Annotated in this window: 28 protein-coding genes; 8 read left to right on the top strand and 20 right to left on the bottom strand. The window is 31.3% G+C overall.

Features of this window, described 5'->3' with window-relative positions; all coding sequences use genetic code 11:
• Window positions 1-9 precede the first annotated feature (9 nt).
• The 4 genes from Q1B37_RS14755 to Q1B37_RS14740 are packed head-to-tail and all read right to left on the bottom strand — an operon-like array spanning window position 10 to window position 3,155.
• Window positions 10-1,770: a PspC domain-containing protein gene (locus Q1B37_RS14755; RefSeq protein ID WP_299899664.1), complete on the bottom strand. Its 1,761-nt coding sequence runs from the start codon at window positions 1,768-1,770 to the stop codon at window positions 10-12.
• On the bottom strand, window positions 1,767-2,108 hold the full coding sequence (locus Q1B37_RS14750; RefSeq protein WP_027392197.1) for a PadR family transcriptional regulator: 342 nt from the start codon (window positions 2,106-2,108) through the stop codon (window positions 1,767-1,769). Before Q1B37_RS14750 ends, Q1B37_RS14755 begins: the two co-directional genes overlap by 4 nt.
• 54 nt (window positions 2,109-2,162) lie before the next feature.
• Window positions 2,163-2,696, bottom strand: coding sequence for a hypothetical protein (locus Q1B37_RS14745; protein ID WP_299899662.1), 534 nt, complete (start codon window positions 2,694-2,696; stop codon window positions 2,163-2,165).
• A 6-nt stretch (window positions 2,697-2,702) separates the two neighbouring features.
• Window positions 2,703-3,155, bottom strand: coding sequence for a DUF4870 domain-containing protein (locus Q1B37_RS14740; RefSeq protein WP_299607899.1), 453 nt, complete (start codon window positions 3,153-3,155; stop codon window positions 2,703-2,705).
• Window positions 3,156-3,309: 154 nt separating this feature from the next.
• On the opposite strand from Q1B37_RS14740, the gene Q1B37_RS14735 reads away from it, so the two are divergent.
• The 3 genes from Q1B37_RS14735 (at window position 3,310) to Q1B37_RS14725 (ending at window position 5,008) form a co-directional block, all read left to right on the top strand.
• Window positions 3,310-3,765, top strand: a complete 456-nt coding sequence (locus Q1B37_RS14735; RefSeq protein WP_299607896.1) for a DUF4442 domain-containing protein — start codon at window positions 3,310-3,312, stop codon at window positions 3,763-3,765.
• A gap of 113 nt (window positions 3,766-3,878) precedes the next feature.
• Window positions 3,879-4,679, top strand: a complete 801-nt coding sequence (locus Q1B37_RS14730; RefSeq protein ID WP_299899660.1) for a TIGR00266 family protein — start codon at window positions 3,879-3,881, stop codon at window positions 4,677-4,679.
• 131 nt (window positions 4,680-4,810) lie between these two features.
• On the top strand, window positions 4,811-5,008 hold the full coding sequence (locus Q1B37_RS14725; protein WP_246615842.1) for a hypothetical protein: 198 nt from the start codon (window positions 4,811-4,813) through the stop codon (window positions 5,006-5,008).
• Between the two features lie 16 nt (window positions 5,009-5,024).
• On the opposite strand, the gene Q1B37_RS14720 is transcribed toward Q1B37_RS14725, so the two are convergent.
• Entirely contained in the window at window positions 5,025-5,975 is a 951-nt protein-coding gene (locus tag Q1B37_RS14720; RefSeq protein WP_299899659.1) for a LysR substrate-binding domain-containing protein, read from the bottom strand.
• A gap of 166 nt (window positions 5,976-6,141) precedes the next feature.
• Here Q1B37_RS14720 and Q1B37_RS14715 point away from each other — a divergent pair, with 166 nt between their 5' ends.
• Window positions 6,142-6,441: a hypothetical protein gene (locus Q1B37_RS14715; protein ID WP_299607885.1), complete on the top strand. Its 300-nt coding sequence runs from the start codon at window positions 6,142-6,144 to the stop codon at window positions 6,439-6,441.
• Between the two features lie 82 nt (window positions 6,442-6,523).
• Here Q1B37_RS14715 and Q1B37_RS14710 read toward each other — a convergent pair whose 3' ends face one another.
• The 7 genes from Q1B37_RS14710 to Q1B37_RS14680 form a co-directional block, all read right to left on the bottom strand.
• Complete coding sequence (locus Q1B37_RS14710) at window positions 6,524-6,943, bottom strand: DUF2141 domain-containing protein (RefSeq protein ID WP_299899657.1); 420 nt, start codon at window positions 6,941-6,943, stop codon at window positions 6,524-6,526.
• Between the two features lie 201 nt (window positions 6,944-7,144).
• Window positions 7,145-8,467: a DUF58 domain-containing protein gene (locus Q1B37_RS14705; RefSeq protein ID WP_299899655.1), complete on the bottom strand. Its 1,323-nt coding sequence runs from the start codon at window positions 8,465-8,467 to the stop codon at window positions 7,145-7,147.
• 11 nt (window positions 8,468-8,478) lie between these two features.
• Complete coding sequence (locus Q1B37_RS14700; RefSeq protein WP_299608102.1) at window positions 8,479-9,471, bottom strand: MoxR family ATPase; 993 nt, start codon at window positions 9,469-9,471, stop codon at window positions 8,479-8,481.
• A gap of 4 nt (window positions 9,472-9,475) precedes the next feature.
• Window positions 9,476-10,660 (bottom strand): DUF4350 domain-containing protein, encoded by a 1,185-nt coding sequence (locus Q1B37_RS14695; RefSeq protein WP_299899653.1) that lies wholly within the window; start codon window positions 10,658-10,660, stop codon window positions 9,476-9,478.
• On the bottom strand, window positions 10,653-11,375 hold the full coding sequence (locus Q1B37_RS14690) for a hypothetical protein (protein WP_299607875.1): 723 nt from the start codon (window positions 11,373-11,375) through the stop codon (window positions 10,653-10,655). The genes Q1B37_RS14695 and Q1B37_RS14690 overlap by 8 nt, the downstream gene beginning before the upstream one ends.
• A complete protein-coding gene (locus Q1B37_RS14685) occupies window positions 11,368-12,291 on the bottom strand; it encodes a hypothetical protein (protein WP_299899651.1) in 924 nt (307 codons plus the stop codon). The genes Q1B37_RS14690 and Q1B37_RS14685 overlap by 8 nt, the downstream gene beginning before the upstream one ends.
• On the bottom strand, window positions 12,272-13,240 hold the full coding sequence (locus Q1B37_RS14680; RefSeq protein ID WP_299899649.1) for a stage II sporulation protein M: 969 nt from the start codon (window positions 13,238-13,240) through the stop codon (window positions 12,272-12,274). The genes Q1B37_RS14685 and Q1B37_RS14680 overlap by 20 nt, the downstream gene beginning before the upstream one ends.
• A gap of 39 nt (window positions 13,241-13,279) precedes the next feature.
• Here Q1B37_RS14680 and Q1B37_RS14675 point away from each other — a divergent pair, with 39 nt between their 5' ends.
• Complete coding sequence (locus tag Q1B37_RS14675; protein ID WP_299899647.1) at window positions 13,280-14,005, top strand: RDD family protein; 726 nt, start codon at window positions 13,280-13,282, stop codon at window positions 14,003-14,005.
• Between the two features lie 12 nt (window positions 14,006-14,017).
• On the opposite strand, the gene Q1B37_RS14670 is transcribed toward Q1B37_RS14675, so the two are convergent.
• Entirely contained in the window at window positions 14,018-14,779 is a 762-nt protein-coding gene (locus Q1B37_RS14670; protein WP_299899646.1) for a peptidylprolyl isomerase, read from the bottom strand.
• Window positions 14,780-14,817: 38 nt separating this feature from the next.
• Between Q1B37_RS14670 and Q1B37_RS14665 the strand changes: the two genes are divergently transcribed.
• Window positions 14,818-15,417 (top strand): CoA pyrophosphatase, encoded by a 600-nt coding sequence (locus Q1B37_RS14665; protein WP_299607859.1) that lies wholly within the window; start codon window positions 14,818-14,820, stop codon window positions 15,415-15,417.
• A 167-nt stretch (window positions 15,418-15,584) separates the two neighbouring features.
• Window positions 15,585-16,388: a 1-acyl-sn-glycerol-3-phosphate acyltransferase gene (locus tag Q1B37_RS14660; protein ID WP_299899645.1), complete on the top strand. Its 804-nt coding sequence runs from the start codon at window positions 15,585-15,587 to the stop codon at window positions 16,386-16,388.
• An 84-nt stretch (window positions 16,389-16,472) separates the two neighbouring features.
• Here the strand turns inward: Q1B37_RS14660 and Q1B37_RS14655 are convergent, their stop codons facing one another.
• The 4 genes from Q1B37_RS14655 to Q1B37_RS14640 all read right to left on the bottom strand — a co-directional run bounded on the left by Q1B37_RS14655 (window position 16,473) and on the right by Q1B37_RS14640 (window position 19,828).
• Entirely contained in the window at window positions 16,473-17,237 is a 765-nt protein-coding gene (locus tag Q1B37_RS14655) for a YARHG domain-containing protein (RefSeq protein ID WP_299899643.1), read from the bottom strand.
• A 140-nt stretch (window positions 17,238-17,377) separates the two neighbouring features.
• Complete coding sequence (locus Q1B37_RS14650) at window positions 17,378-18,166, bottom strand: cupin domain-containing protein (protein WP_299899640.1); 789 nt, start codon at window positions 18,164-18,166, stop codon at window positions 17,378-17,380.
• Window positions 18,167-18,261: 95 nt separating this feature from the next.
• A complete protein-coding gene (locus Q1B37_RS14645) occupies window positions 18,262-19,236 on the bottom strand; it encodes a helix-turn-helix domain-containing protein (RefSeq protein WP_299899638.1) in 975 nt (324 codons plus the stop codon).
• A 175-nt stretch (window positions 19,237-19,411) separates the two neighbouring features.
• On the bottom strand, window positions 19,412-19,828 hold the full coding sequence (locus Q1B37_RS14640; protein ID WP_299607843.1) for a hypothetical protein: 417 nt from the start codon (window positions 19,826-19,828) through the stop codon (window positions 19,412-19,414).
• Between the two features lie 457 nt (window positions 19,829-20,285).
• Here Q1B37_RS14640 and Q1B37_RS14635 point away from each other — a divergent pair, with 457 nt between their 5' ends.
• The gene (locus Q1B37_RS14635; protein WP_299899636.1) at window positions 20,286-21,662 is read left to right on the top strand and encodes a hypothetical protein; all 1,377 of its coding nucleotides are present in this window, start codon (window positions 20,286-20,288) and stop codon (window positions 21,660-21,662) included.
• Window positions 21,663-21,761: 99 nt separating this feature from the next.
• Here Q1B37_RS14635 and Q1B37_RS14630 read toward each other — a convergent pair whose 3' ends face one another.
• The 3 genes from Q1B37_RS14630 to Q1B37_RS14620 all read right to left on the bottom strand — a co-directional run bounded on the left by Q1B37_RS14630 (window position 21,762) and on the right by Q1B37_RS14620 (window position 24,093).
• Window positions 21,762-21,947, bottom strand: coding sequence for a hypothetical protein (locus Q1B37_RS14630; protein WP_299607838.1), 186 nt, complete (start codon window positions 21,945-21,947; stop codon window positions 21,762-21,764).
• 203 nt (window positions 21,948-22,150) lie between these two features.
• Entirely contained in the window at window positions 22,151-22,321 is a 171-nt protein-coding gene (locus tag Q1B37_RS14625) for a class I lanthipeptide (RefSeq protein ID WP_299899634.1), read from the bottom strand.
• Between the two features lie 146 nt (window positions 22,322-22,467).
• Complete coding sequence (locus Q1B37_RS14620; protein ID WP_299899632.1) at window positions 22,468-24,093, bottom strand: helix-turn-helix domain-containing protein; 1,626 nt, start codon at window positions 24,091-24,093, stop codon at window positions 22,468-22,470.
• Between the last annotated feature and the right edge of the window lie 148 nt (window positions 24,094-24,241).

Raw genomic sequence — 24,241 nt, 5'->3', positions numbered from 1 at the left:
TTATTATTTTTAGTTATCGGTTTGAATTTTTATTCCGTTCTCGTCTATTTTAATATCAACTTCTTCGCTTTTGATTTGAACACCATCCTCATCAATTTTTAGGTTGGCGTTTTCATCTTCAGAGTTGATATTGATTTTTACACCGTCGTTAGTATCCTTATCATCATCTTCCCACTCATTGTATTGCCATTCGTCTTTAGGACAGTCCTTACAAGTAAGCTTACCATCGATTAATGTTAAATACTTTTCTTCTTTTCCGTCTACTGTTAAGTAATCATTGTATTTCCAAGAGTTGTTGAATCCTGATGTGTTTTGATCAACAAATACAGTCATTCCTTCAGGGATGGAAATTATAATTTCGATTTCCTGATCATTGTATTTTTGTGCATAATCGGTGATGGCATATCCATCTAATAACAAGGTGTTTCCTTTGATATCGTAATTGTATTTTAATGCAGCAGCTCTTTCTTTTGCCTCATCATAGCTACTTCCTTCTGCATTTTTTCTAATTTCCAATTTAGGAATAGAATCTTCTCTATTTTCCTTTAAGAATATTTCTATATCCTGGATTACAATTACTTTGTTATCATTCTCATCTCGTTTGATTTTAAAATCATTTCTATGGTACAGACCTCTCACATATCTATCGTTACCGACCATTTTAATGTTTAAAGTATCAGTTGGGTTTAGATATAAATTTCTAGAATCTTCGATCACTTCTGCATCATAAGCTTCTTGAGTTGCCTGACGAATTCCAACTATAGTTAATCCGATTACAGAAAAGATCCAAACCGCTAATAATCCTAATTTTGCTGGAGTTCCTATAGATTTTAAGTTGTTTATTACAATTTTTAAGCCTAGAATAAATAGGAAGAAAAATGGAATTCCAACTGCAAATAATGTTAACATGGATACTAACCAAATTGGAACATTAGGACGATTAACCACATCAATATATTCTGTAAATGGAGTTTCGATAAAACCAAATGTACCTACGGTAAATAAACTAATAAACAAGCTAATTAAAGTGATACCAGCTACCAGGATAAGAAGTACTCCGATAAACTTTACAAATATTTTCAGTATTACTAATAAAACATCTCCAAGTGCTTCAAAGAAACTCGTAGATCCACTTTTTACTTTATCACTGTATTTTTGGTAATCTACATCCTTTACTTTATCGGCAACATCATTAAATCCTTCTTTAATTTTTTTTTCAATATTACTGATGTTTACAGCTTCACCTTTCATCGCCAAATAATCTGCTGTGCTTACTGCTTCTGGGACAAAAATCCAAAATGCTATATAGATAAGAATAAAAGCTCCACTAGAAAAGATGGTGAATAATATCCATGCTATTCTTAACCAAATAGGATCAATCCCTAAATAATGTCCTAATCCAGAACTTACTCCACCTACATAAGAATTAGAGGTGTCTCTAAATAATTGTTTAGATTTTGTTGGTCTCTGGTAAGATGTTTTAGGCTCGTCTTCAAAGATTTCTTCATCTAATCTATAATCTTCGGGTTGTCCCATTACTTCAATTACTTCATCGACTTCTTTAATACCGATTACTTGTCTTTCGTCTTTTATTTTTTCACTGAAAAGCTCGGCTATCCTAGCTTCGATATCAGCAATAATCTCATCCCTTCCTTGAGAGTCAGTAAATGAACGTTTTATCGCCTCAATATAGCGCTGCAGCTTTAAGTAAGCGTCTTCATCTATGTGAAAAAATATGCCTGCTAAATTTATATTAACTGTTTTGTTCATTTTTGTTTCTTTTTTTGTTTAGTAACAATGGTTACTGCATTTTGTAATTCGTCCCAAGTGGTATTTAGTTCTTTTAGGAATAGTTTTCCTGTTTCAGTAAGTCCGTAATATTTACGAGGTGGTCCTGATGTAGACTCTTCCCAGCGATAGCTTAGTAATCCGGCGTTCTTTAACCTAGTTAATAAAGGGTATATTGTGCCTTCTACAACGAGCATCTTTGCGTCCTTAAGTGTTTCTAAAATCTCCGCTACATAAGCATCATCGTCCTTAAGAATTGAAAGTATGCAATATTCCAGAACACCTTTACGCATTTGCGCTTTTGTGTTTTCGATCTTCATAAAACTGAATTTTTAAAAAGTTAAACTGTTCATTTTTTGATTAATGATTGATGGTTATTTAAGTATATATTGATCTGAAAATACAACTCCTGCGATAAAGACAGTAGATAAAAAATAATTGATTAGGTTAAATTTTAAATTGTATTTCTGCTCTTTCGATGTTTTAACTAATAATATAAATAACGTAAATCCTACAGTTAATGGTAATATCCAATATCCAAGTCCTAACCAGGCACTAATTCTAGCTTCATCATTGGGATTAAAAATAGATATAATCATTGCCAGTACTCTAGAGTAAAATGCAAAAAATAAAAATGGATACCAGTATTTATTGTTTGTTTTTCTAATAAAATAGAAAATAACAAATGCCTGAATAATAGTAAACATTGGTCCGGCTGCACTTACCAATTGTTGATGCCAACCATACTGGTATTCTCCTTCCAACAAAAATGCTGAATTTAGAGTCATTCCCATTTCATATCCTAAGAGTTTCCCAGTGATGAAGTGAGCTAACTCATGAAAAAAGAAGGAGGATACCACTGCTATGGCAGTAATTAGAATATATTTTATGTTGATTGATGAATTCATTCTAATTTACTTTATAAATCTTATGGTTAATGGATACCTATATATTTCTCCTTTATTACTTTTTAGCGCAGCTGATATGATGAAAATAATTTCTAAGAAGAAACCTATCAGTGCAATTACTCCAACAAAAGAAGCACCTATTAACGTTCTAAATCCACCATCCGTGGAAAAGTTGATATCAAAACCATTGTGATTGAAAATATCGAATAAGGTGGCATCTCCAAAAATGTTAAAAATGAAAAATGGAAAAGATATCATTCCTAATATGATCGTATATAACAGTACACTTAACTGAAAATTAATAGCTTCCTTACCGTGCTCATTGATGAAGTCTGATTTTTCCTTATTCGTAGTCCAAAGTAGGATAGGAACAATGAAATTTCCAAAAGGTATAAAGTATTTACTGAATACTCCAAGGTGCATAAAAGTTGCGATGTTATTATGGTTATTAGTTGACATTTTTAAAAGTATATAATAGTTTCTTATGCAAATATATATCTAAAAGAAGGTATTATGCAAAACATAGTACCATAATTTAACATAAATTTAAGATTTAAGAATGTTTTGTATGTCCATTCTTTTTCAATATTTTAGAAGACTTAAAATGTATTTTATGAAGATGACACCAGGAAAAATCAACACCTTCACAATGTTTAAGTTACCTTCTGCTTGGCTATGTGGGGTGCGTGTAAAAAAGATTAATGAATCTAGTTGTACAGTTAGTGTTAAACACCGATGGATGAATCAAAATCCATTTAATTCTATGTTTTGGGCTGTTCAGGGTATGGCTGCTGAGATGAGTACAGGAGCGATGGTTTCTGGTCAGATATATCAGAGTGGTAAGAAAATATCCATGCTTGTAGCTACTAATAATGCTACATTTACGAAAAAGGCTACAGGAAGAATAACTTTTGTTTGTAACGATGGGGATTTGATTAAGGAAGCTATTAAGAAAACCATCGAAACAGGAGAAGGACAAACGATATGGATGAAATCTGTAGGAACGAATAAAGATGGTGTAGAAGTTTCCACCTTTAATTTTCAATGGACGATAAAACTGAAAAGTTGATTCTCTTTCTTGAGAATGATTTTATTGATTTACCAAAAATAGTTTGTAACGTTTTTGTGTAATTATGAACTCATATATAAAGATATTCATTAATCAATAAATAAATTACAAATATGACAGCACACGAAATTGACTACACCATTTATGGTGAAGAGATGCAATATGTAGAAATAGAATTAGATCCTCAGGAAGGTGTTATTGCAGAAGCAGGGAGCTTTATGATGATGGATGATGGCATAAAAATGAGCACCATTTTTGGAGATGGTTCCCAAAAGGATCAAGGAGTCATGGGAAAGATCTTTGGAGCAGGGAAAAGATTACTTACGGGAGAGAGTTTATTTATGACAGCCTTTTATAATGAGGTAGTAGGAAAGAAGCGTGTTAGTTTTGCGTCTCCTTATCCAGGAAAAATTATTCCAATTGATCTTACTGAATATGGTGGAAAGTTTGTTTGCCAAAAAGATGCATTCTTATGTGCTGCAAAAGGAGTTTCTGTGGGTATAGAGTTTTCTAGAAAATTAGGAAGAGGTTTATTTGGAGGAGAAGGTTTTATCATGCAAAAACTAGAAGGTGATGGAATGGCATTTGTACATGCTGGAGGAACAACAGCCAGAAAGGTATTACAACCAGGAGAAAAATTAAAAATAGATACAGGTTGTATTATAGGATTTTCCAAAGGAGTAAACTATGATATCGAATTAGTGGGAGGTATCAGAAATACTATTTTTGGTGGAGAAGGATTATATTTTGCTACTCTCACGGGACCAGGAGTGGTATATATTCAGTCTTTACCATTTAGTCGATTAGCTAATCGAGTATTAGCAGTAGCACCAAGAGCAGGTGGTAAAAGTAGAGGAGAAGGCAGTATTCTCGGAGGTTTAGGAGATTTACTAGATGGCGACAATAGTTTTTAATTAAGTTAAATAAGGGTTAAAAGACGGTTTTTTAGTTTTATTTGACTATATTAGACTTAACAACTTTAAAAATGTAAGTATAATCCTACAATTACTTGTGTTAAACTAATAACTTAATCCCTTATTAATTTATGGCGAGAGCGATGTTTGATTACACAAAAACTGTACTAAAAAAAGTTAGTTTTGATGTTAATCTATTTACAAAAGAAGTAATTAAAGCACTAAACAGATTACTTCCCCACGAGATTGAAGAATTAAAACTTTGGATTCAATCTTTAGCAGTAAATAAACCAGAGTTAGAACCTTGTTTAATCTATTTAAAATCATAAAGAAAAAAGCGACTTTTTAGTCGCTTTTTATTTTTGCTATAGGGCTAATAATTTCCACATTCTGAAATGTAATCGCTCCTTTTACTATACCAGCTATGGTAGTATGTAATGCCTCAATGATTTGCATTTTGAGTTCGCTTTTATGATAAATCAAACTTACTTCTCTTGCCGGAGAGGGTTCATTAAAGAAATGTAGATTACTTTTTTCTTTATCGTTAATATCTAGGGTATGTAAATAAGGAAGTAGTGTCATGCCTAAGCCTTCATTAGATAATTTTACTAATGTTTCGAAACTTCCACTTTCTAATTGAAAATGGTCTTCGTCATAGCTCTTTTGTGTTTTGCAAAGATTTACAATACCATCTCTAAAACAGTGTCCATCCTCTAAAAGTAGCATATCGTCTATATCTAAATCAGCAACATCTATTTTTTTCTTTTGGTTTAATCTATGACTTGGAGGAATGTAACCAACAAATGGTTCGTAGTATAATACACGCTCTTTTATACTCTCATTCTGCAATGGTGTTGCTGCAATTGCCGCGTCCAAATGTCCATCGTGTAATCTTTCTATAATTGCCTCTGTAGTAAGCTCTTCAATTTTTAATTTTACCTTAGGATATTTCTTAATGAAATTATGTAAGAACATTGGGAGTAATGTTGGCATTACAGTTGGAATGACTCCTAATTTAAATTCGCCGCCTATATATCCCTTCTGTTGATCTACAATATCTTGTATACGTTCACTCTCATTAACAATATTTCTTGCCTGCTGCACTAATTTTTTACCTACTTCTGTTAATTCAATAGGCTTTTTACTTCTGTCAAAAATTAAAATAGCCAATTCTTCTTCCAGTTTTTGGATTTGCATACTTAAAGTTGGCTGTGTTACAAAGGTTTTTTCTGCTGCTTTCGTGAAGTTTTGATGCTCAGCAACAGCTAATACATATCGTAGTTGTGTAATGGTCATGGTGTTAATTTAGGTTGACAAAAATAGAAAAGCTATCGATAAAACTTATTAAGAATATGCTAAAAATTTGTTTTTTCTATTGAATTTTTTCTTTAAAAATGTTTACCTATTTCTTTTTGTATACACTAAACATTGAAAAAACTTTACTAATAAAAAAAGATAAGTGATGAAATCAATTACAAAAAAAACATTAATACTAGGATTAGGACTATTTACATTTTTTACTTCTTGTTCTGAAGAGGATGTTATTGAAGATCTAACAGGAGGATGTGTGCCTTTAGCTGCGGTAGAAAACTATAGTGCTACATTAGAAAGATATTCTAATGATCCCACTGCAGAAAATTGTGAAGCTTTTAAAGCTGCTTCCATTGCCTATTTAAATGAATTAGATAGATGTCCGTTGGTAGAAGATGCAGACTTAGAAGAAGCATTACAAGATGCTAGCGAACTTGATTGCGAAGGGTAATATATTATAGAATTTATAAAGGGTTTTACTTTAATTAAAGCAAAACCCTTTTTTTGATTGATGTATATTGTTTTTCGAAGGCTTAAAATCTGATTTCTAGTTCTAAATCTTCATTACCAACTTCGAATTTAGCATCGCTCCATAATGGAGGTCCAAAACTCATATTGTTATTAGATATCCCATAACTTTCTTTTGGCATACCATTTTCTTCAAAATCCATTCTTTCATTACTATTAGCATCATGTACACAGGAGATTCCATATTCTCCAGGAGTAATATTGGTAAAAGTAATTTTAGCAATTCCATCTTTAATTTCACCTTTAACAGATTGAATAGGAGCAGCTTTCATAAAAGTAGCCTCATCATACAATCCAAATAGTACAGCACCATCAGAACTAGATACATTAGGAACAGTAACTGTGATGGTTATGCCTTGGGTGTCTTGTGCATTCATTACAAAGTTGATGGCTGTCATGGTTAAAAATAATACAAGAGTTTTCATAAGAGTTTAGTTTTTTGATTTTTATTATTCTGTTTTGATGATTCAAAAGTCTAAAAATCATGGTACTCCTTATAAAGTATCTAACTCAACTGTAGAATTTGGCAGATGAAATGTAGTATGTTGAAGGAGTAGTGAATAACATAAGTTTTTCAGACCACCTAAGAGCAACAGAAAACTGAAGATAGAAGTATGAATTGATAGTTACAATAAACCTCTGGCTTTAATCTCAAGGTATTTATTAATAGTGTTGACTGTAAGATCTTCTGGAGCGGTTAGTATAGAGTGAATACCATGTTTGCTCAGTTCGTTAACAATCATTTTCTTTTCGTAAACAAATTTTTCGGCAATAGTTTTTTCAAAGATTTGTTTTGTAGAATGAGCTGGTTCATCTAGAAAAGATTTCAGTTCAGTATTTTTGAAGAAAATAACCACCAATAGATGATTTTTTGCGATAGCTTGCAAATATGGTAACTGTCTGTTGAGACCATCTAATGTTTCAAAATTAGTATATAATAGCAATAGACTTCTTTGATTAATATTTCTCTTTATATCTGTATATAGTCTAGCATAATCCGACTCTGAGAAATCGGTATTAATATTATATAAAGTCTCCAGAATTGTATTCATTTGACCTTTTCTCCTTTGGGCAACAACCATGTTTTTTACATTTCTTGAAAAGGTAAACATTCCAGCTTTATCTTGCTTTTTTATGGCGATGTTAGAAATTACCAACGTAGCATTTATGGCATAGTCCAATAGACTTAATCCATTAAAAGGCATTTTCATAACTCGACCAGCATCAATTACCGAATATATAGGTTGAGATTTTTCATCTTGGTATTGGTTTACCATTAGATGATTTCGTTTTGCGGTCGCTTTCCAGTTTATGTTACGAATATCATCTCCAGTAACATATTCTTTAATTTGTTCAAACTCTAAAGTATTACCAATTCTTCTGATCTTTTTTAAACCATATAACTTTAGCTTATTTGTAAATGCTATGAATTCATATTTTTTAAGTTGTAAAAAGGATGGATAGTTAGGCACCATCTCTTCATTGGAGTATTTTTGCTTGCGTTCTATTAATCCTATTGGCGAACTGGTAAATATATTAACATTTCCAAAATGGTATTCTCCTCTTTCAACAGGTTTTAGTTCATAATTAAACTGTTTTTCCTGAGATGTTTTAAGAGTAGATGTTATTTCAAAATTTCGTTCTTGAAACTGAATTGGAATTTCGTCAATAATTCTTATGCTAATTTTAAAACGATAGCTATTAGAAACCTTAATATGGATGGGGTTTTGATCTCCATTGGATAGTTTTTCAGGAAGAATTCTTGCAGCTTTGGCTCCGGTTTTATTTCTGTACAATAATAGAATATCGAAAAAAGTAATAACTAGTAAGGTATATATTAAAAGTTTAGCTACACCAAAAAGACTCTCGTAGAAATAGGAAACTATAAAAAGTGCCGTAATTGAAAAAAATACGGTAAAGAATAATTTTTTAAAATATAAACTTTTCAAAAAGGCTTTCACTAACGAGGAATTTCTATGGTTTCGATAATTTGTAATACTACTTTTTCAGTTGTAAACCCTTCCATTTCCCTTTCAGGAGTTAATATAATTCTATGTCTTAACACAGAAGGAGCTACTTTTTTAATATCATCTGGTGTAACAAAATCTCTTCCATTAATAGCTGCATGCGCTTTAGAGGCATTCATAATCGCGATTGATGCACGTGGAGATGCTCCCAGATATAAATTTCCATTATCTCTGGTATTGCTAATAATAGAAGCGATATAGGTCAAAAGATTTTTTTCAATAATCACACTCTTAATGATTCCTTGATATTCTGCAATTTGACTAGCAGTTAAAATCGATTGAATAATATCGGTAGGAATTTCATTTTTTCGTTGATCGTGTCCTTCTAGGATACTGATCTCTTCTTCCATTGATGGGTAACCAACGTTTATTTTGAATAAAAAACGATCTAACTGAGCTTCTGGTAATGCGTAAGTTCCTTCTTGTTCTATTGGGTTTTGAGTTGCAAATACAAGAAATGGTGCTTTCATTTCATTTTTAATACCATCTATAGTAATTTGCCTCTCTGCCATTACCTCAAAAAGTGCTGCTTGTGTTTTAGCAGGAGCACGATTGATTTCATCAATTAGAATAATATTGGAAAATATAGGTCCCTTTTTAAACTCAAACTCTGAAGTCTTTACATTAAAAATAGAAGTACCAAGAATATCACTTGGCATTAAATCAGGTGTAAATTGTATTCTGCTAAAATCCACAGCCATTGTTTTGGCAAGAAGTTTTGCTGTTACGGTTTTGGCAACACCGGGAACTCCTTCTATTAATGAATGGCCATTAGCTAATATGGAGATAATTAATAATTCGATCATTTCTTGTTGACCAATAATGACCTTGCCTAATTCTTCTTTTATCTTTTGTACAGATTCTTGCAAGTCTTTTAGATCAATTCTATTATTGAATTCTAAAGGGTTTTCTGTCGTTTCTTCCATAGTATTATAATCTAAATTCTTCAATTTTTTTGTTTAACTCAACGACATCTCCTTCATTATGAAGTGTTCTATTGCGTAAACTATTAATATAATCAATTAGTTCTTTTGTTTCATCTTCAGACTTGTTACTTTTTACAGCTAGTCTATGAATAAAGTCGTTATCTAATTTATTCGTATCTATATAAAATTTACTCCTTATTTTTTCCAAAAAATAGGTGATTTTTTGAGCTATTATATTGCTATAATCTTTATGCTGAAAGTATAAATCTCCAATGGTTTTAGTGAATTCAATAGAGGTGTTCTCTAAAGGTTTAATAACAGGTATAATCCTTTGTTCTCTCTTTCCTCTAAAAAGAATGAAAATCAAAACCCCAAGGATTAGTAAATAGTAAGCCCAACGCAATGGGATTTGATTTAATACAAATCGCATAGGAGATTCGATGACTTTTCGTCCTGATTTGATATAATCATCCCAGTAGAATGTATCTGTTTCTAAAAACGAAATAAGAGCTGCTGTATAATGTGCATTATCCGTTAGCATGTAGTAATTAGAAAATGCTTCAGGCAATGTATTCAAATATAGTTTGCCCTTACCTTCAGAGATCTCAATGAAATTAATTTGATCCAATGGTTCTAGATCGTTTTTGTAATAGCCTAAAGCTTTTGTTTTTAAGGTGTCAAAACTTTGAAAAACAGTTTTGTAGATTTTCTTCTTGAATTTTACTGAGTCCCTATTTTTAAATGTGTTCGAAAAGAAGTTGGGCTTTATTTCTTCCTCAGTTAACTGGTAATCAGTATTTGTTTCTATATTAAGAGAATCTTTAAATACTTTTCCAAAACTTGTTCCGGCTAAAAAAACTTTATTTCCAGATCTCACAAATTCTATTAATTTTTCATAGGATCTTTTATCTAGGTTGATGCCAGAATTAATAAATAAGTACGCTGAATTTTCTTCATATGAACTATTGGATAAAAAGTCATAAGGATTTTTGTTAATCAAATTTACTTCACTCTGTCCGTTATAGGTTTTTAGTTCTTCAAAAGCAATATAACAACCAAACGGAATTTTATCACTCGATATGTAGCTCGAGTTCCAATTTATAGGTTTTGGTCGAGTGACTTCAACGATTATAATGGTTAAAAAAGCTAACCCAAAAAGAATTAATATGTTTCTCGATTTTTTATCCAATTTTCTCTATGTTACCTTTTATTTCGTCAAAGGATATTTTTGCATTATGATACTTTTCTTGATTTAGATCAAACTTTCCGTACCAGATATATTCATACAAGTAAGAAACCTTTTTAAAAAGTGATCTTAATTGTTCATTCTTAATTTCTCTTTGATAATCACTATTGGTTTTTTCAAAATGATAATCGATGATCTTTTTTACAGACAATTCTTGTAAAGTCTTCATATACATATATCTAATAGCTAATCGATAATCATTTATAGATAGTGCATCCTGTATTAATTTATCTAAATCTATTTTTTCAATATGTTCTTCCGAAAAATGTATAGGTGCAACTACATTATTTTTTTTACCAAAAAATGAAGCTACTTCCTTTCCTGCAAGAACTCTAATAAGTATGTAAATGACGATAGCTATAAAAATCAGATAAATCAGGTTTTTTAGTATTTCCGCTAATTCAGGACTTATTTCTATACCAAATATATCTTGTAAGCCATTAAAAAACCAGTTTATAATTCTTGCTAAAATATTTTCAGCTTCTCCTTCTGCAGTGGTATAATCAAAATCTTTATCAGAGTACCTTTCTGGAATATCTTCTTTAAATTCATGAATAGTAATTTCGGAGGTATCTATAGAAACACTAAGAGAATCCGTCTGAGAATACGTGAAGTTTATTAATAATAAGATGAATATGTAGAAAATGTTCTTATTCACTTGCACCAATTTGATCAATCTTTTGTCTAGTATTTACATTATATTTTTCTTCATGAAGTGCATAGTACAAAATACCATTTATGAATTGTGAAAGCGATTGTGAATAGGCAATTACCACAAAAAATATACACAGTCCAAAAGTATAAATAACCTTGGCTAAAACAGATTCACCAATTGCAGTATCTATACTAACAGCATGGTAAGTATAAACACCAACAATAATTCCTGGGATCATCAATATCAAAAGAAGAATTAACCCTACAAGAATACCTAAAATAAAATTGGCACCAACCGTTTTCCAAAAATTACTTTTTACTAAATCCCAGCCTTCTCCAAATGCATCAATAGGGCTTTTATTTTCATTCAACATTACCATAAAAGAAATACCGAACCATGCCGTTAATGCAAAACCAATAACATTTTGGGCAAGAAATCCAATCAGCGGTATAAAAGATAATACTAAGGATATGATCATGTAGATGACATAAATTACAGCAAGTAAAAGAATAAAAATTAAAATACGGCCTATATTGTCTCGGACTATATTCCAGACTAGTTTTTTATCTGTTACTACCTGCTTTTGTTCATCATAATTTATCATGTAAGACGAAGCTAAACTATAATTAAGTGCCGCAATGACAATAAAAACAACAAAAAACAACAACACTCCGAAACCAACTAACATTGCAGATTCATCTTGAGTACCATTACCAAAACCGGTTTCTACATTATACATGCCTATAAAACCGGTAACCATTAGATAGCTAATCCCTAAAAGAAGAAAAATAAAAATACCATTGTAACTTATAAATACATTTGTAAAACTTTTTAAGTTAAGTTTAAAAAACTCAAAGTATGTATTTATAATGTCACCAAAATCTCTACTTTCTTTTAACTCAATGTAATTCTCTTTCATAAATTTTATTTAGATATCTGGGGTATATTATATAATAGAATATTATCAATGCTAACGAACTGAATATAATGGTCATTGCTAACCAAACGGGCATATTCGAATATCTCGTAATAAATCCTTCTATAAAGCCAGCTATAATAAAAAAGGGTATCGTACTAACTACAATTTTTAAACCATCTTTTGCTCCTTTCATAAAAGAAACTCTTCTAGAAAATGTCTTAGGAAACAATATACTATTTCCCATGACGATTCCAGCGCATCCAGCAATAACAATTACCGAAATTTCTATTGTACCATGCAACCATACTGATTTAGAAGCCTCAAATAATAACCCTTTTGTGTAGAAAAACGTCATAAATGCACCAAGCATAATTCCATTGCTAAATAATACGTAAACAGTTCCTAAAGAAGTGATTCCTCCAAAGGCATATGCTATAAATGCCACTCTAATATTATTAATAGTGATACCTAAAAACGAACCTACCATGCTACCACTTTTATAAATTCCTGTAGGATCACCTTTGTCGATATTGTTTAAAGTTTCATTTACATATGCATCGCCAAGAATAAGTCTTAGAAAAGAAGAATCGTTAATTGCGGAAATAATACCAATACAACAGGCAATAGAAAAAACTAAGAATGTAAATAACAGTGTTTTTTGATGCTGATAAAAGAAAAGGGGGAATTCCGTCTTCCAAAATTCTACAATCCTATTTTTACTCTCCTTTTTATTGATGTATATTTTTTGGTGTGCTTGAGATGCTAAAGAATTTAAGTATAATAGTGTTTTACTATCTGGGTAATATGTCCGCGCATACGACAAATCATTTGTGAGATGAACATAATACTCAGCAAGTTGATCTGGGCTAATCCTTAAATTTTGTGTAATAGCTTTTTCAAAAGCGATCCATTTTTCTTTATTTTGCTTGACAAAAGCTGCTTCCCGCATCGATCAATTTTTTACTCAAATATAATTAGTTAAATATAAATGGCAAATATAGCAATCAATACAACACAAAATGTAAACTTGGATTACAAAACTGCTGGGATAGGGGAAAGGATGCTAGCTTTTTTAATTGATTTTGCAATATTTTGGCTTTATCTATTTATTGTCAACTATATTACCTCACTAATTGGTACTGCTTTTTCTGATAATTGGACTGTTTTTGGTATTCAATCGCTTTTGTTTTTACCTGTTTCTTTTTATTCTTTGTATATGCATATTATTTTTAATGGTAGAACTGTAGGTAAAATGTTATTAAAAATAAGAGTTGTAAGAGTAGATGGGTTACCAGTACATTGGAGTAATTATTTGGTGAGATGGATGCTTAGATTAGTTGATATTTGGATTTTTCTTTCATCGGTGGGTGTACTTAGTATTATATTTTCTAACAAACATCAACGATTAGGAGATGCTGCAGCAGGTACTATTGTCATTCGTACTAAACAAAAAGTAAAAATTTCTCATACCATTCTTGAAGATCTTAATGAAGATTATGAGCCTAAGTTTTTAAACGTGACTCAGCTTACCGATAAAGATGTAAGATTGATAAAAGAGACGTACAGAGTTGCAGTTAGATCGAATGACTTTCAGACACTTACAGCTTTACGAAACAAGGTAGAAGGTGTACTTCAGGTAAAATCAGAATTGTACGATCGTCAGTTTTTGGATATTGTCTTAAAAGATTACAATTATTTTACTCAGAAGTTATAAATCCTTTGTGGATTATCGAATTACTTCTGCTTTTATAAATATATTTTCCTTTGGCCATTCACTTCCGTCTACTGGTACATTAGAAATTTTATCAGCAACTTTCATTCCTTTTACCACTTTGCCAAATATAGTATGTTCTCCATCTAAGTGATGTGCTCCTTGTTTAGCAATTACGATAAAGAATTCATAAGGGGTAGAACGATTGGAAGGATTATCTACCCATTGTTTAGAAAGGGCAACAGATCCACGATTATGAGTCAGTCCTTTTATAGGTTCTTGTGGCAAGGTGTAATCACCAATCTCATGACGTCTTTGTGCCATTTGTCTTCGATCACTATTTCCACCTTGTATTACAAAACCCTTCGCAACTCTATAAAAAAATGTTTCGTCAAAATATTTCTCTTTCACCAGATAAATAAAATTGGCACGATGTATTGGAGATTCTTTATAAAGCTGTATGTCAATATTCCCGAATTTGGTTTTTACACGAACTAAGGTTTCAGGGTTATTTTTACCATACTCTAATAAGAATTCTCTCATATTCTCATTAGTAAGTTTAAAAGGTTCTTCTTCTTTTTCCGCTGTGTTTAAAGTTTTGGAGTCATTTTTAGGGATTGAATTCTCAGTTTTTTGTTGTTCAACCTCTTTGTTAGCAGTCTCTTTCTCATTTTTTAGTACATCCTCTTTAGTTTTTTTAGAATGTGTATCTTCACAACTGCAGAAAATTAAAGAAATAATACAACTACCTATTAAAATTACTCTGGTAAATGACATTCGAAACATTTAAAAGTTTGATTCCAAAAATACAGAAAATGTCAGTACCTGGAGAATCTTCTCATTTTATAATGGCTCCCGAAATTCGAAAACAAGAACTCTATAAAATTAAAATCGAAGAGAGAAATCCCAGGAATGCTGCTGTTCTAATGCTTTTTTATCCAAAAGAGCATCAGACCTATTTGGCCTTAATACTTCGTCCGACATATGAGGGTGTACATTCTGGACAAGTAGCATTGCCTGGCGGTAAAGTTGAAGAGTCGGATCATAGTTATGAATCTGCAGCATTGCGTGAAACCTGGGAAGAAATAGGAGTATCTTCTGATATCATTCAGGTATTAAAATCATTAACTAAAGTGTATATTCCACCTTCGAATTTTTGGGTACATCCGTTTTTAGGATATTCTCAGTCATTACCCAATTTTGTGCCTCAGGAAGAAGAAGTAGCTAAGGTTATAGAGGTATCGTTGTCACAATTGTTGGATGATCAATATGTGATTTCTAAAAAATTATCAACTTCTTATGCAGAAAATATCGAAGTACCTTCCTTTGAATTAAATGGTTACGTAGTTTGGGGAGCAACAGCAATGATGCTTAGTGAACTTAAAATGCTCTTAAAATCTGCTATAGAACACTGATTTTGTATATTTGGCACCTGATTTCTTCGTAATATTTAGAAGAATTTAACTGAAATTGTATCTATTATATGATTAATTGTAATTAGTTTTAAATGTAACTAATTAAAAATCAGGAGCTGTTTGTGTACGGACGATTAATGATAGATATTAGGTAAATAAAATTTTTTATGGGATTATTTAAAAGAAATCCTTTTGGTCATATATTATTTTTAAAAACCTGGCTTATTAGAATCATGGGCGCTATGACGCATAGGCGTTACAGAGGTTTTAATGAATTACAGATAGAGGGAAGTGAAATTTTTAAAGATCTTCCTGATAATAATGTTCTTTTCGTTTCAAATCATCAAACGTACTTCGCGGATGTAGTAGCGATGTTTCATGTTTTCAATGCTAGCTTAAGTGGTCGTACGGATTCTATTAAAAATATAGGATATCTATGGAAACCTAAGTTAAACTTGTATTATGTAGCAGCAAAAGAAACAATGAATGCAGGTTTACTAGCAAGAATATTAGCATATGCAGGGGCTATAACCGTAGAAAGAACCTGGAGAGAGAAAGGTAAAGACATCAATCGACAGGTGAAAATGAGTGATATTACGAATATTAAAAGAGCACTTGAAGATGGCTGGGTGATTACTTTTCCGCAAGGAACGACTAAACCTTTTAAACCTATTAGAAAAGGAACAGCTCATATTATCAGACAGTATAAGCCTATTGTGATTCCAATAGTAATTGATGGTTTTAGAAGATCTTTTGATAAGAAAGGTATTAGAATAAAGAAAAGAGGTATTCTACAATCGATGGTGATTAAAGAACCATTACAAATTGATTATGAAAACGATTCTATAGATGATATTGTGGGTAAACTAGAATTTGCGATAGAGCAACATCCGTCTTTTCTAAAAGTAATTCCAAAAGAAGAAATTGAGGCAGAAGAAGAATTAAATAAGAAGCGACAGTGGGAGTATTAGAACAAAACTAGTAAGCTTAACTAATAGGTTTTTTATGATAATTCTTACAGTTTTTAGAGGTAAACCTGATAACAATAGAAAATATTATCCTGCAACAGTTACTTTATGGAATTTGTAAGAACAATTATTTTCGATAATAAACTGTATGATGATAGATTGTTCTGAAATCTGATCCTCTTCTCCTTTTTCTCTATATAAAGAACAGTTATTTATCTGAATAGAGATCCACTTATTTTCATCATCATATCTAAGAAAAATTTCATCTTCGCATTCATCATCTTTGATATGGTCTAAATCCCAGTTTCTTTTTAAATAGTAGGTTTTAGAAAAGACATATCCGTCTTCATCAGTATTCAAATCATTGATATCAATACTCTTTAGAAAATCCTTTAGCTCTTTTGAAAATATTCTATATCTGCCTAAAAAGTCAAAATCACTTTTGGCAAATTCAGGTTTTAATTTTTTAATAGTCTTATTAAGACAATTTGATGATTTAGCGGTTTTTTGAGTAGAGTTCGCAGCATATTGTTTTTCTACTTTTTTGATAAGTTCAATATTTTGCTTCTCAATATCAGTAAGTATAATCTCTTTTTGTTCATTTGGTTTGTACCAATTCTTTTTCAAAAAGTAATCGTTTAGAATAGCGTCTTTAAAGACATAACCTTTTCTTGCAAATATTTCATTTCGTAAAAGCCTTAATTCGATAGCCGTTTTTCCTTGTAGTTGTTCTACCGTTATAAGAGATTCGCTAATATCTCCTAAAGACTGAGTTGAACTTGCAGTTTTATTTTCCTGTTGTGTACAACAGGATAGGAGTATCATGACGATATAAAGAAGAGGTTTTTTCATGGTGTAATTATTGCTTAACGTTGGTATGGGCAAAATATGATATTACATTCAATTTTTCTATGAAATACCTAAAATCTCCCGAAAAGATAATTACTCATGTTTAGATGGTCAAATAACCATAAAACCTTATAGTATATTTATTAATTATTTATACTGCTTGTTTTTTCAATTGTTAGATATTTTATTAATCCATGTCCTTTCGATTTCCATGTTCCAATCATCTTTTCAGGAATTACAAAGAAGTCCCCACTATAAAAAGTTGTTTCGGTATTGTCTGATCTCTTTATCGTGACCATACCCGATAATAATTGGATCAACATTTCTTTAGTATCTTTTATTTTTGATAGAGAAGGCTCTTCCGCTTTTAAGCTAATTGTTAATTCTACACCTTTTCGTAAGGTCTGAGTAAACTTACGATTCTTATCTAATTGAATATGTGCACCTGATAAGACAGATTTATCAAATAATTCATGTGTAAGATTTTCTGAAATAATTGTTGAATCAGCTCTTTTGGTGGTGATTACTGATAATTCATAATGAAGGTGTTTGCCAGCTTTTATTTCCCATTCACCGGTGTATCCTTTTGGAGCAAAAAAGTAATCATTGGAGTGAAATAATTGGGCTTTTCCATGTTTAGGTTTGATAATGGCTTCACCATGATACATATATATAAATTCATCGAACCAAAAGTTTTCGAATTTATTATTCCAGGTTTCCGTTGAAACTACATAAATACTGATGTCATTACCACGATATAAACGCTTTTGATAAAAATCTTTTTCAGGCTCATCTTTTAAATCTATTTTTTTTAGGCCAACTCCTGATAAAACAGATTTATCTAAAAGAATAGGATTTTTAACTTTGTCTTGCCCTGTTGCTATCGCTGATAGTAAGACCAACAATAGTATAGTAAATGTTCTTTTGTCCATTGTATTTATAAAGTTTAAGAATTGTGTATACGAATATGAAACTTTATAGTATATAGGGACTTATTTTAAATAGAAGAAAAGTACCGTTTTCTAAATCAGGAGTTATTTTTGATAAATTCTTTGGGAGTCATTCCTACTTCAGCTCTAAAAACCTTAAAAAATGTTGTTTTGGAACCAAATCCAGCTTCTTCTCCTATAGCTTCAATAGTAAGTCTTGTTTCTGAAGTAAGCATCTTTTTGACTTCTCTAATTCTAAGTTGATTGATAAAGGAGGTAAAACTTAGTTGAAGATTGTCATTTAGAATTTGAGAAAGCACATGTGGTTGAATTCCTAATTCATCTGCTAACTCTTTTACTTTTAAATTTTGCTTTTTATACAATTGATGGTCAACAACACATTGTTTGATTTCAAGAATGAGTTTCTCTGCAGTTTTATCTTCAATTTTTCTATTTCGATACTTATTGCTTTTTCTGGCACTTAAGAAAAACTTTAAAATTGTTACATAAATAATGATGGTAGCACCTATAGGCCCAATGATATAGCTAATGAATAATGAAATAGAAAAGGATAGACACAATAAGGTGAACGCTGTTAAAATTATCAGTTTGGTATAGATCTTTTGTTTTGCTCTATGTTTCTTATACAATTGGAGCCATGATGCTACAATATAGATAGTTAATATTCCATGAATTATAAAACGTATCGTATGATCCCATAATAGGAAAAAAGAGGAGAACGGGATCGCTATACTAAAGAAGACAAGTACAATTACAACCGAAAAGAAATGGATAAAATCTTTTGGTTTTATATGCTTACTACTTATAAAAATATACAAACTTACACCCATAAGTAGGTTGGATAACAAACCAATTTGAATAAGTATTGGGGCGATCTTACCTTGAAAAAAATAAAAACAAGAAATTCCAACTCTAGCAGTTACGAATAATAGAAAAATCGCTAGAAATAGATAAGACTTAAATACTTTATATCTCAAGAACAGATATATAGATATACATAACGTATTAAAAATCCCTAAAGCACTAAAGAAGAATAAAATTTCATTTTGCATCTTCAAAATAGGTCTATCATTATATGAATACAAGAAGTTGATTTAAGTAATTAACTTCGAATAAAAATAGGGAATTATATTTTTCAAAATGATGTATTCAAAAAAACTATAATACTAAAATAGCATCTAAACTCCGATTAAGAGTTCAGATGCTATTCGTTTAAATTTTTACGTTTTAAATAGTAAGGTCTACATCCCCAGAAACTAGATTTATATGACAACAATCTGAGCTTATAACATAGTTACTTCTAATAACTTCTTGATTGTCTATAAATCCTCTAAATTGAATTTCTTGTTGTAAGTTCACTCCAATGCTACCATCTTCTGCCAAAGGATATCTCCCTTGTCTTAACCATTCTTCGAGTTCTTCAGGTAGCAGTGAAACGGTAATATTTTCATTAGTATCAAGATTGATAACTTCAAATGAATCGAGTTCTACAGGATCTTGATTTTCATCAGTAACTGTTACAGAAAGTCGTATAAGCACTAAGGTGCAAGCTACATCATCACACTCATCTTCGTCACAGGACATTTGAGAGGTTGCCAATAGAAGCGATAGTGCTATGGCAATTAATTTAAATGGTTTGTTCATTGTTTTTTGCTTTTTTATTAGATGTAAAAAAATATTATTGGTTGCGTATGAGCTAAGTTTCTGTTAGCTAGCTAACATTTACAGTAATACTGCTTTGTTAAAGCATTTTAGATAAAGTGTTAATGTTCTTATAAATTCTGTGAATTTTTCATTATGCTTGATGCATAGTGGTTTTGGTTTTAACTAATTGTTTTTGAATCATTTATGTGGTTTTGGTAAGTGTCTTAAGTTTTTGATAGCTAATAATTACCTTTTGTTAATGCTGTAAGTATGCAGAAATCGAAGCGTACCAAATTATAGTCAAGAATTTTAAAGAGTAACGAACTTCCTTTCTTGATGTTTACATCATATTCGGCCGAATAGACAGTAGATAAAAATTGAATACATGTTTTACTATTTGTATGGATGTTATTCAATACGTAACGTAAACATAGACTTAAACTCAAAAAAGAATAAAATGAAAAATCTAAAATTAAGCTTATCTGCGCTTTTGGCTGTTGTACTTCTTGTTACCTCATGTAATGACGATGATGATTTTATCTCCGATGGAGGAGGAGAGCCTGATGCATTTGTTGGAGCTGTATATGCAATGACAAATGGAAATGGTCAGATTTCTGGAATTGTACAAGGAGCAAATACTATAGTTTCTTATGGAAGAAATGCAGACGGAACCCTAACACCAATTGGCCCTGTATCTACTGGTGGAAATGGAGGAGATTTTGATGGAGGAGAAGGACTGGATCCACTAATTTCTGCATACGCACTTACAAAAACCGATGATAATGAAAACTTACTGGCAGTAAATGCTGGTAGTAATACCATCACATCATTTAATATTCAAGATAATTTCTCTTTAGAAATGGCTGGTACCCCACAGCCTACAGGAGCAGAAGGACCTAATAGTATTGCCTATACTTCTGTAGATGCAGATGGTGTAAAAGGAATTGTGTATGTGTCGAATATTTCGAGAACAGAGTTTTTGGGAGAAGGAGAACCAGGACAACAAGGAACGGTAACAGGATTTTGGTTGTTAGAAGATGGAACTTTATCACCCATTGCAGGTTCTACCAGAAATTTAGCAAACAGACCTTCTGCTGTTCAGTTTTCACCAGATGGTAATTGGTTAGTAGTAGCATCTATAAATTCTGGAGCAGCAGCATTAGCTTCTGGAAGCGAAGATGAACTTGTAGTGTATGCTGTTAATAATGATGGTACCTTATCCGCTAATCAAGTAGCAGGAGCAACCTCAACACTTAGAGATAATGTAGAAGGTAGAAATCTACCATCAGCTATAGGATTTCAAATTGTAGAAAATAATTATGTGGTGGTAACAGAAGCAAGAGAATTTCAACCAGACGGAACTCCACCAGCATTTCCAGCGTTGCAAGATGGATCAGTATCTACTTGGCAAATTCAGGGTGATGGAAGCTTAAGCCCTATTAGTCTGGATGTGAGATCTGGAGAAGGAAATACAGGTAGAACTGCTTGTTGGCTAGATTTTACAGCAGATGGAAGTACTTTCTTTGTATCTAATGCTATAGAAGCAGGATTGGCATCCTTTAGCTTTAATAACGGAGTAGTAACCTTATTGGATCAGGTAGCTGCGCAAGGAGTAGGAGCCACAGGTAATACTACGGATCCTGGTGCTGCATTCGGAACTACCGAAGGATGGATCGATATGTGGATTAGCGATGATGGTCAATTTTTATACCAATTATATGGATTAGACGGCACAATAGGAATCTATAGAGTAAATGGACAATCGTTAGAGTTCATTGGCGAAGAATCAGGAAACTTACCAGATACCAATACCCAAGGTATTGTAGCGATATAAAAATTAATTGTTTGTTTTAGTAATTATTATTTTTCCTAAAACCCCAAAAGATGAGTTGTCTTTTGGGGTTTTTTATTGGACTTATAAAATAATAAGTTATTACATAATCTGGCAATATCCCCAATGACAGAAGAATTCTTCATATTCGAATCCAGGGATGCCGTTTAGGGCACTACAATCTGAATGACTGCGACATTGCATACCCGTATTCCCTCCATTAATGGTTTTTTGTTCTTCTTTTTTTAGTGTTGTTACTCCTGTAGTGTTTAAAAGATTTTTAAGCATGATTATATGTTTTAGATACCTACTCTGTTGCTAAGGTTTTCGGTTACCCCTTATCAAAATGAAGCCAGAAAGCTATTTTGATTCGGATACCAAAGTAATAAGTGATCAACCTGTTAAAAAACAAGTATTCGCTATTTTAAACAAAATAGCCATAAAAAAAACCTGCAAATTTTTGCAGGCTTTTTATAATTGAAAATATAGTTCTATTTAATACCAAAAGCACAAATATTCCATGGTTCTCCATCTACATTGATAACTTCCGTTGGGAGTGTAATCCCACTAGATCCACCTTCAATTTTTCTCATAGCATTGATGTTAATCCTTGCTATTGTTAGCTTTTTTAAAGAGATCTTTTGTGTTTTGTTGTTTTTCATTATTCAAATTGTTTGATTGTTAGTATAGTATCCCTTTCATTTTGAGATATTCTTATCTGGAAATAAATGTATTTCGAGAGAAATATATTTGGTTTAAAGTATCTATGGTAATCTTATATGGCTAAATTGTTTAAAATAGCGATCATTTATACCTTGATTTCTGATGTTGTTTCTTGCTTATTTAAGCTCTTGATATAGTAAGAAGGATTGATTCCTGTTTTAGCTTTGAAATGCTTTACCAAAGAGTAACTACTTTTATATCCAATCTCGGAAGCTATGTATTGAATAGCATAGGATCTAAATTTTGAATCCTCCTGTAATCTCTTTAAAACATAGGTAATTCTAAGATCATTGATATATTCGGTAAAACTTTTCTCTTTGTGTTGATTGATGGTTTGTGATAAATAGGTGGCATTTGTTTTTAACTTCTTTGCCATAGTTCGCAAATTACAATCTGATTTTAGAAAATATTCCTGCGTCTCTAATTTTTCAATTCCTTTGATGATCTCTTGCACCTTTTGGTCATCAATACTAATTTCTTTTTTAGATTGTTCTTGAATTTCTGTTTGTTTGTTTACAGATTCTAATTGATTAATTTCTTGCATTAAGTTTTGAAATACAATCTTATTGGATTGTTGTTTCTTTAGGTAGATAAAAATTATTACGATGAGCGCTATAATTGTTACTAAAAGAATCCAGAATATTCGATTTTTTGCCTTTTTTTCTTCGGCTTGAGTCATTCTTAGTGCTACAATCTCTTCATTTAGTTGGGTAGTTTCTTTTTCGTGAATGATATCTATTGTTTGATCTTTATCTTTAAGATAATATTCGTTTAGCTTATTATATCTGGTATTCCAAAACATTGCCTTTTTATAATTATGTTTTTGACTATAGCAATTGGCTAGCAATAAATGAGATCTTATTGCTGGTGGTTTGTATGTATCCGTTTCTTCAAAAGAATTAATACTATTGATTAATACATCAATTGCTTTATCATAGAACTGTTTTTGATAATAACAATTAGCAATAAAATAATCAGTCCTTATTTTTGGGAATGATTTATTATTAATTTGTTTATTAGTCAGTATTTCTTTTGCTTCAAAGAGATGTCGTAAGGCCGTATCATATTTTTTTTGGTAATAGAAAATCATTCCTTTTTTAATGACTAAATCCACATATAATTCATCTAATTTTAGAGATTGACTCATCTTAATTCCTTTCTTTAGATAGGTCAATGCAGTATCATATTGTTCATCATCCAAATAGATATCAATCAAAGTAGTTAAGAATCTTAGATGATTTTCTTTATTATAATATGAGGTCTTAGGGATCGCTTTTAAAGATCGAAGTGCAATTTTTTGTGCTTCGGCATTTTTATTCATTCTAGAAAGAACTATGATCAGTCCAGAGTTAACTACGATTTCATCTTTTAGATCTCCAGTTTTTTCAATGATATCTAATGCTTTATAATAATTATTTAAGGCTTCTTTATTTTTTCCGTTTCTCAGATTTATATGGCCCTTCATAATATATCCAGTGCACGTTAGCTGATCATTTTTTAGTTTCTGGGCTAAGTTTAAAAGTTGATTAAATGAAGTTATACTTTCTTCATAATTTTCAATTTTATATAGTTCTATAGCTTTGTCTCTTAAAGAAACCGCTTTTTGTAATTCCTTTTTTTCTTGAGAAAAAGTGTGAGTAGTAATTGAAAGAAATAATATTATAATAGGAAAGACGTACTTATTGAGAGTGTATAGGTATAGAGTAGTCATTTGAGATGATTTGTGAATAATGTAAAAGTAGATCGGAGGCTATTCTTTTTTAGAATTTGCAACATAATTTACTTTCTGTTGCAAAATACTTAAAAATTTAAAGTTTGTACTGGGATACCAGTTGTCTATTTACGGTAATAGTCTATAT

The organism is uncultured Aquimarina sp., from assembly GCF_947492965.1.
Classification (GTDB): domain Bacteria; phylum Bacteroidota; class Bacteroidia; order Flavobacteriales; family Flavobacteriaceae; genus Aquimarina.
Note: the sequence above shows the minus strand (reverse complement) of the source record. Positions and strands in the feature narration are given on the sequence as shown.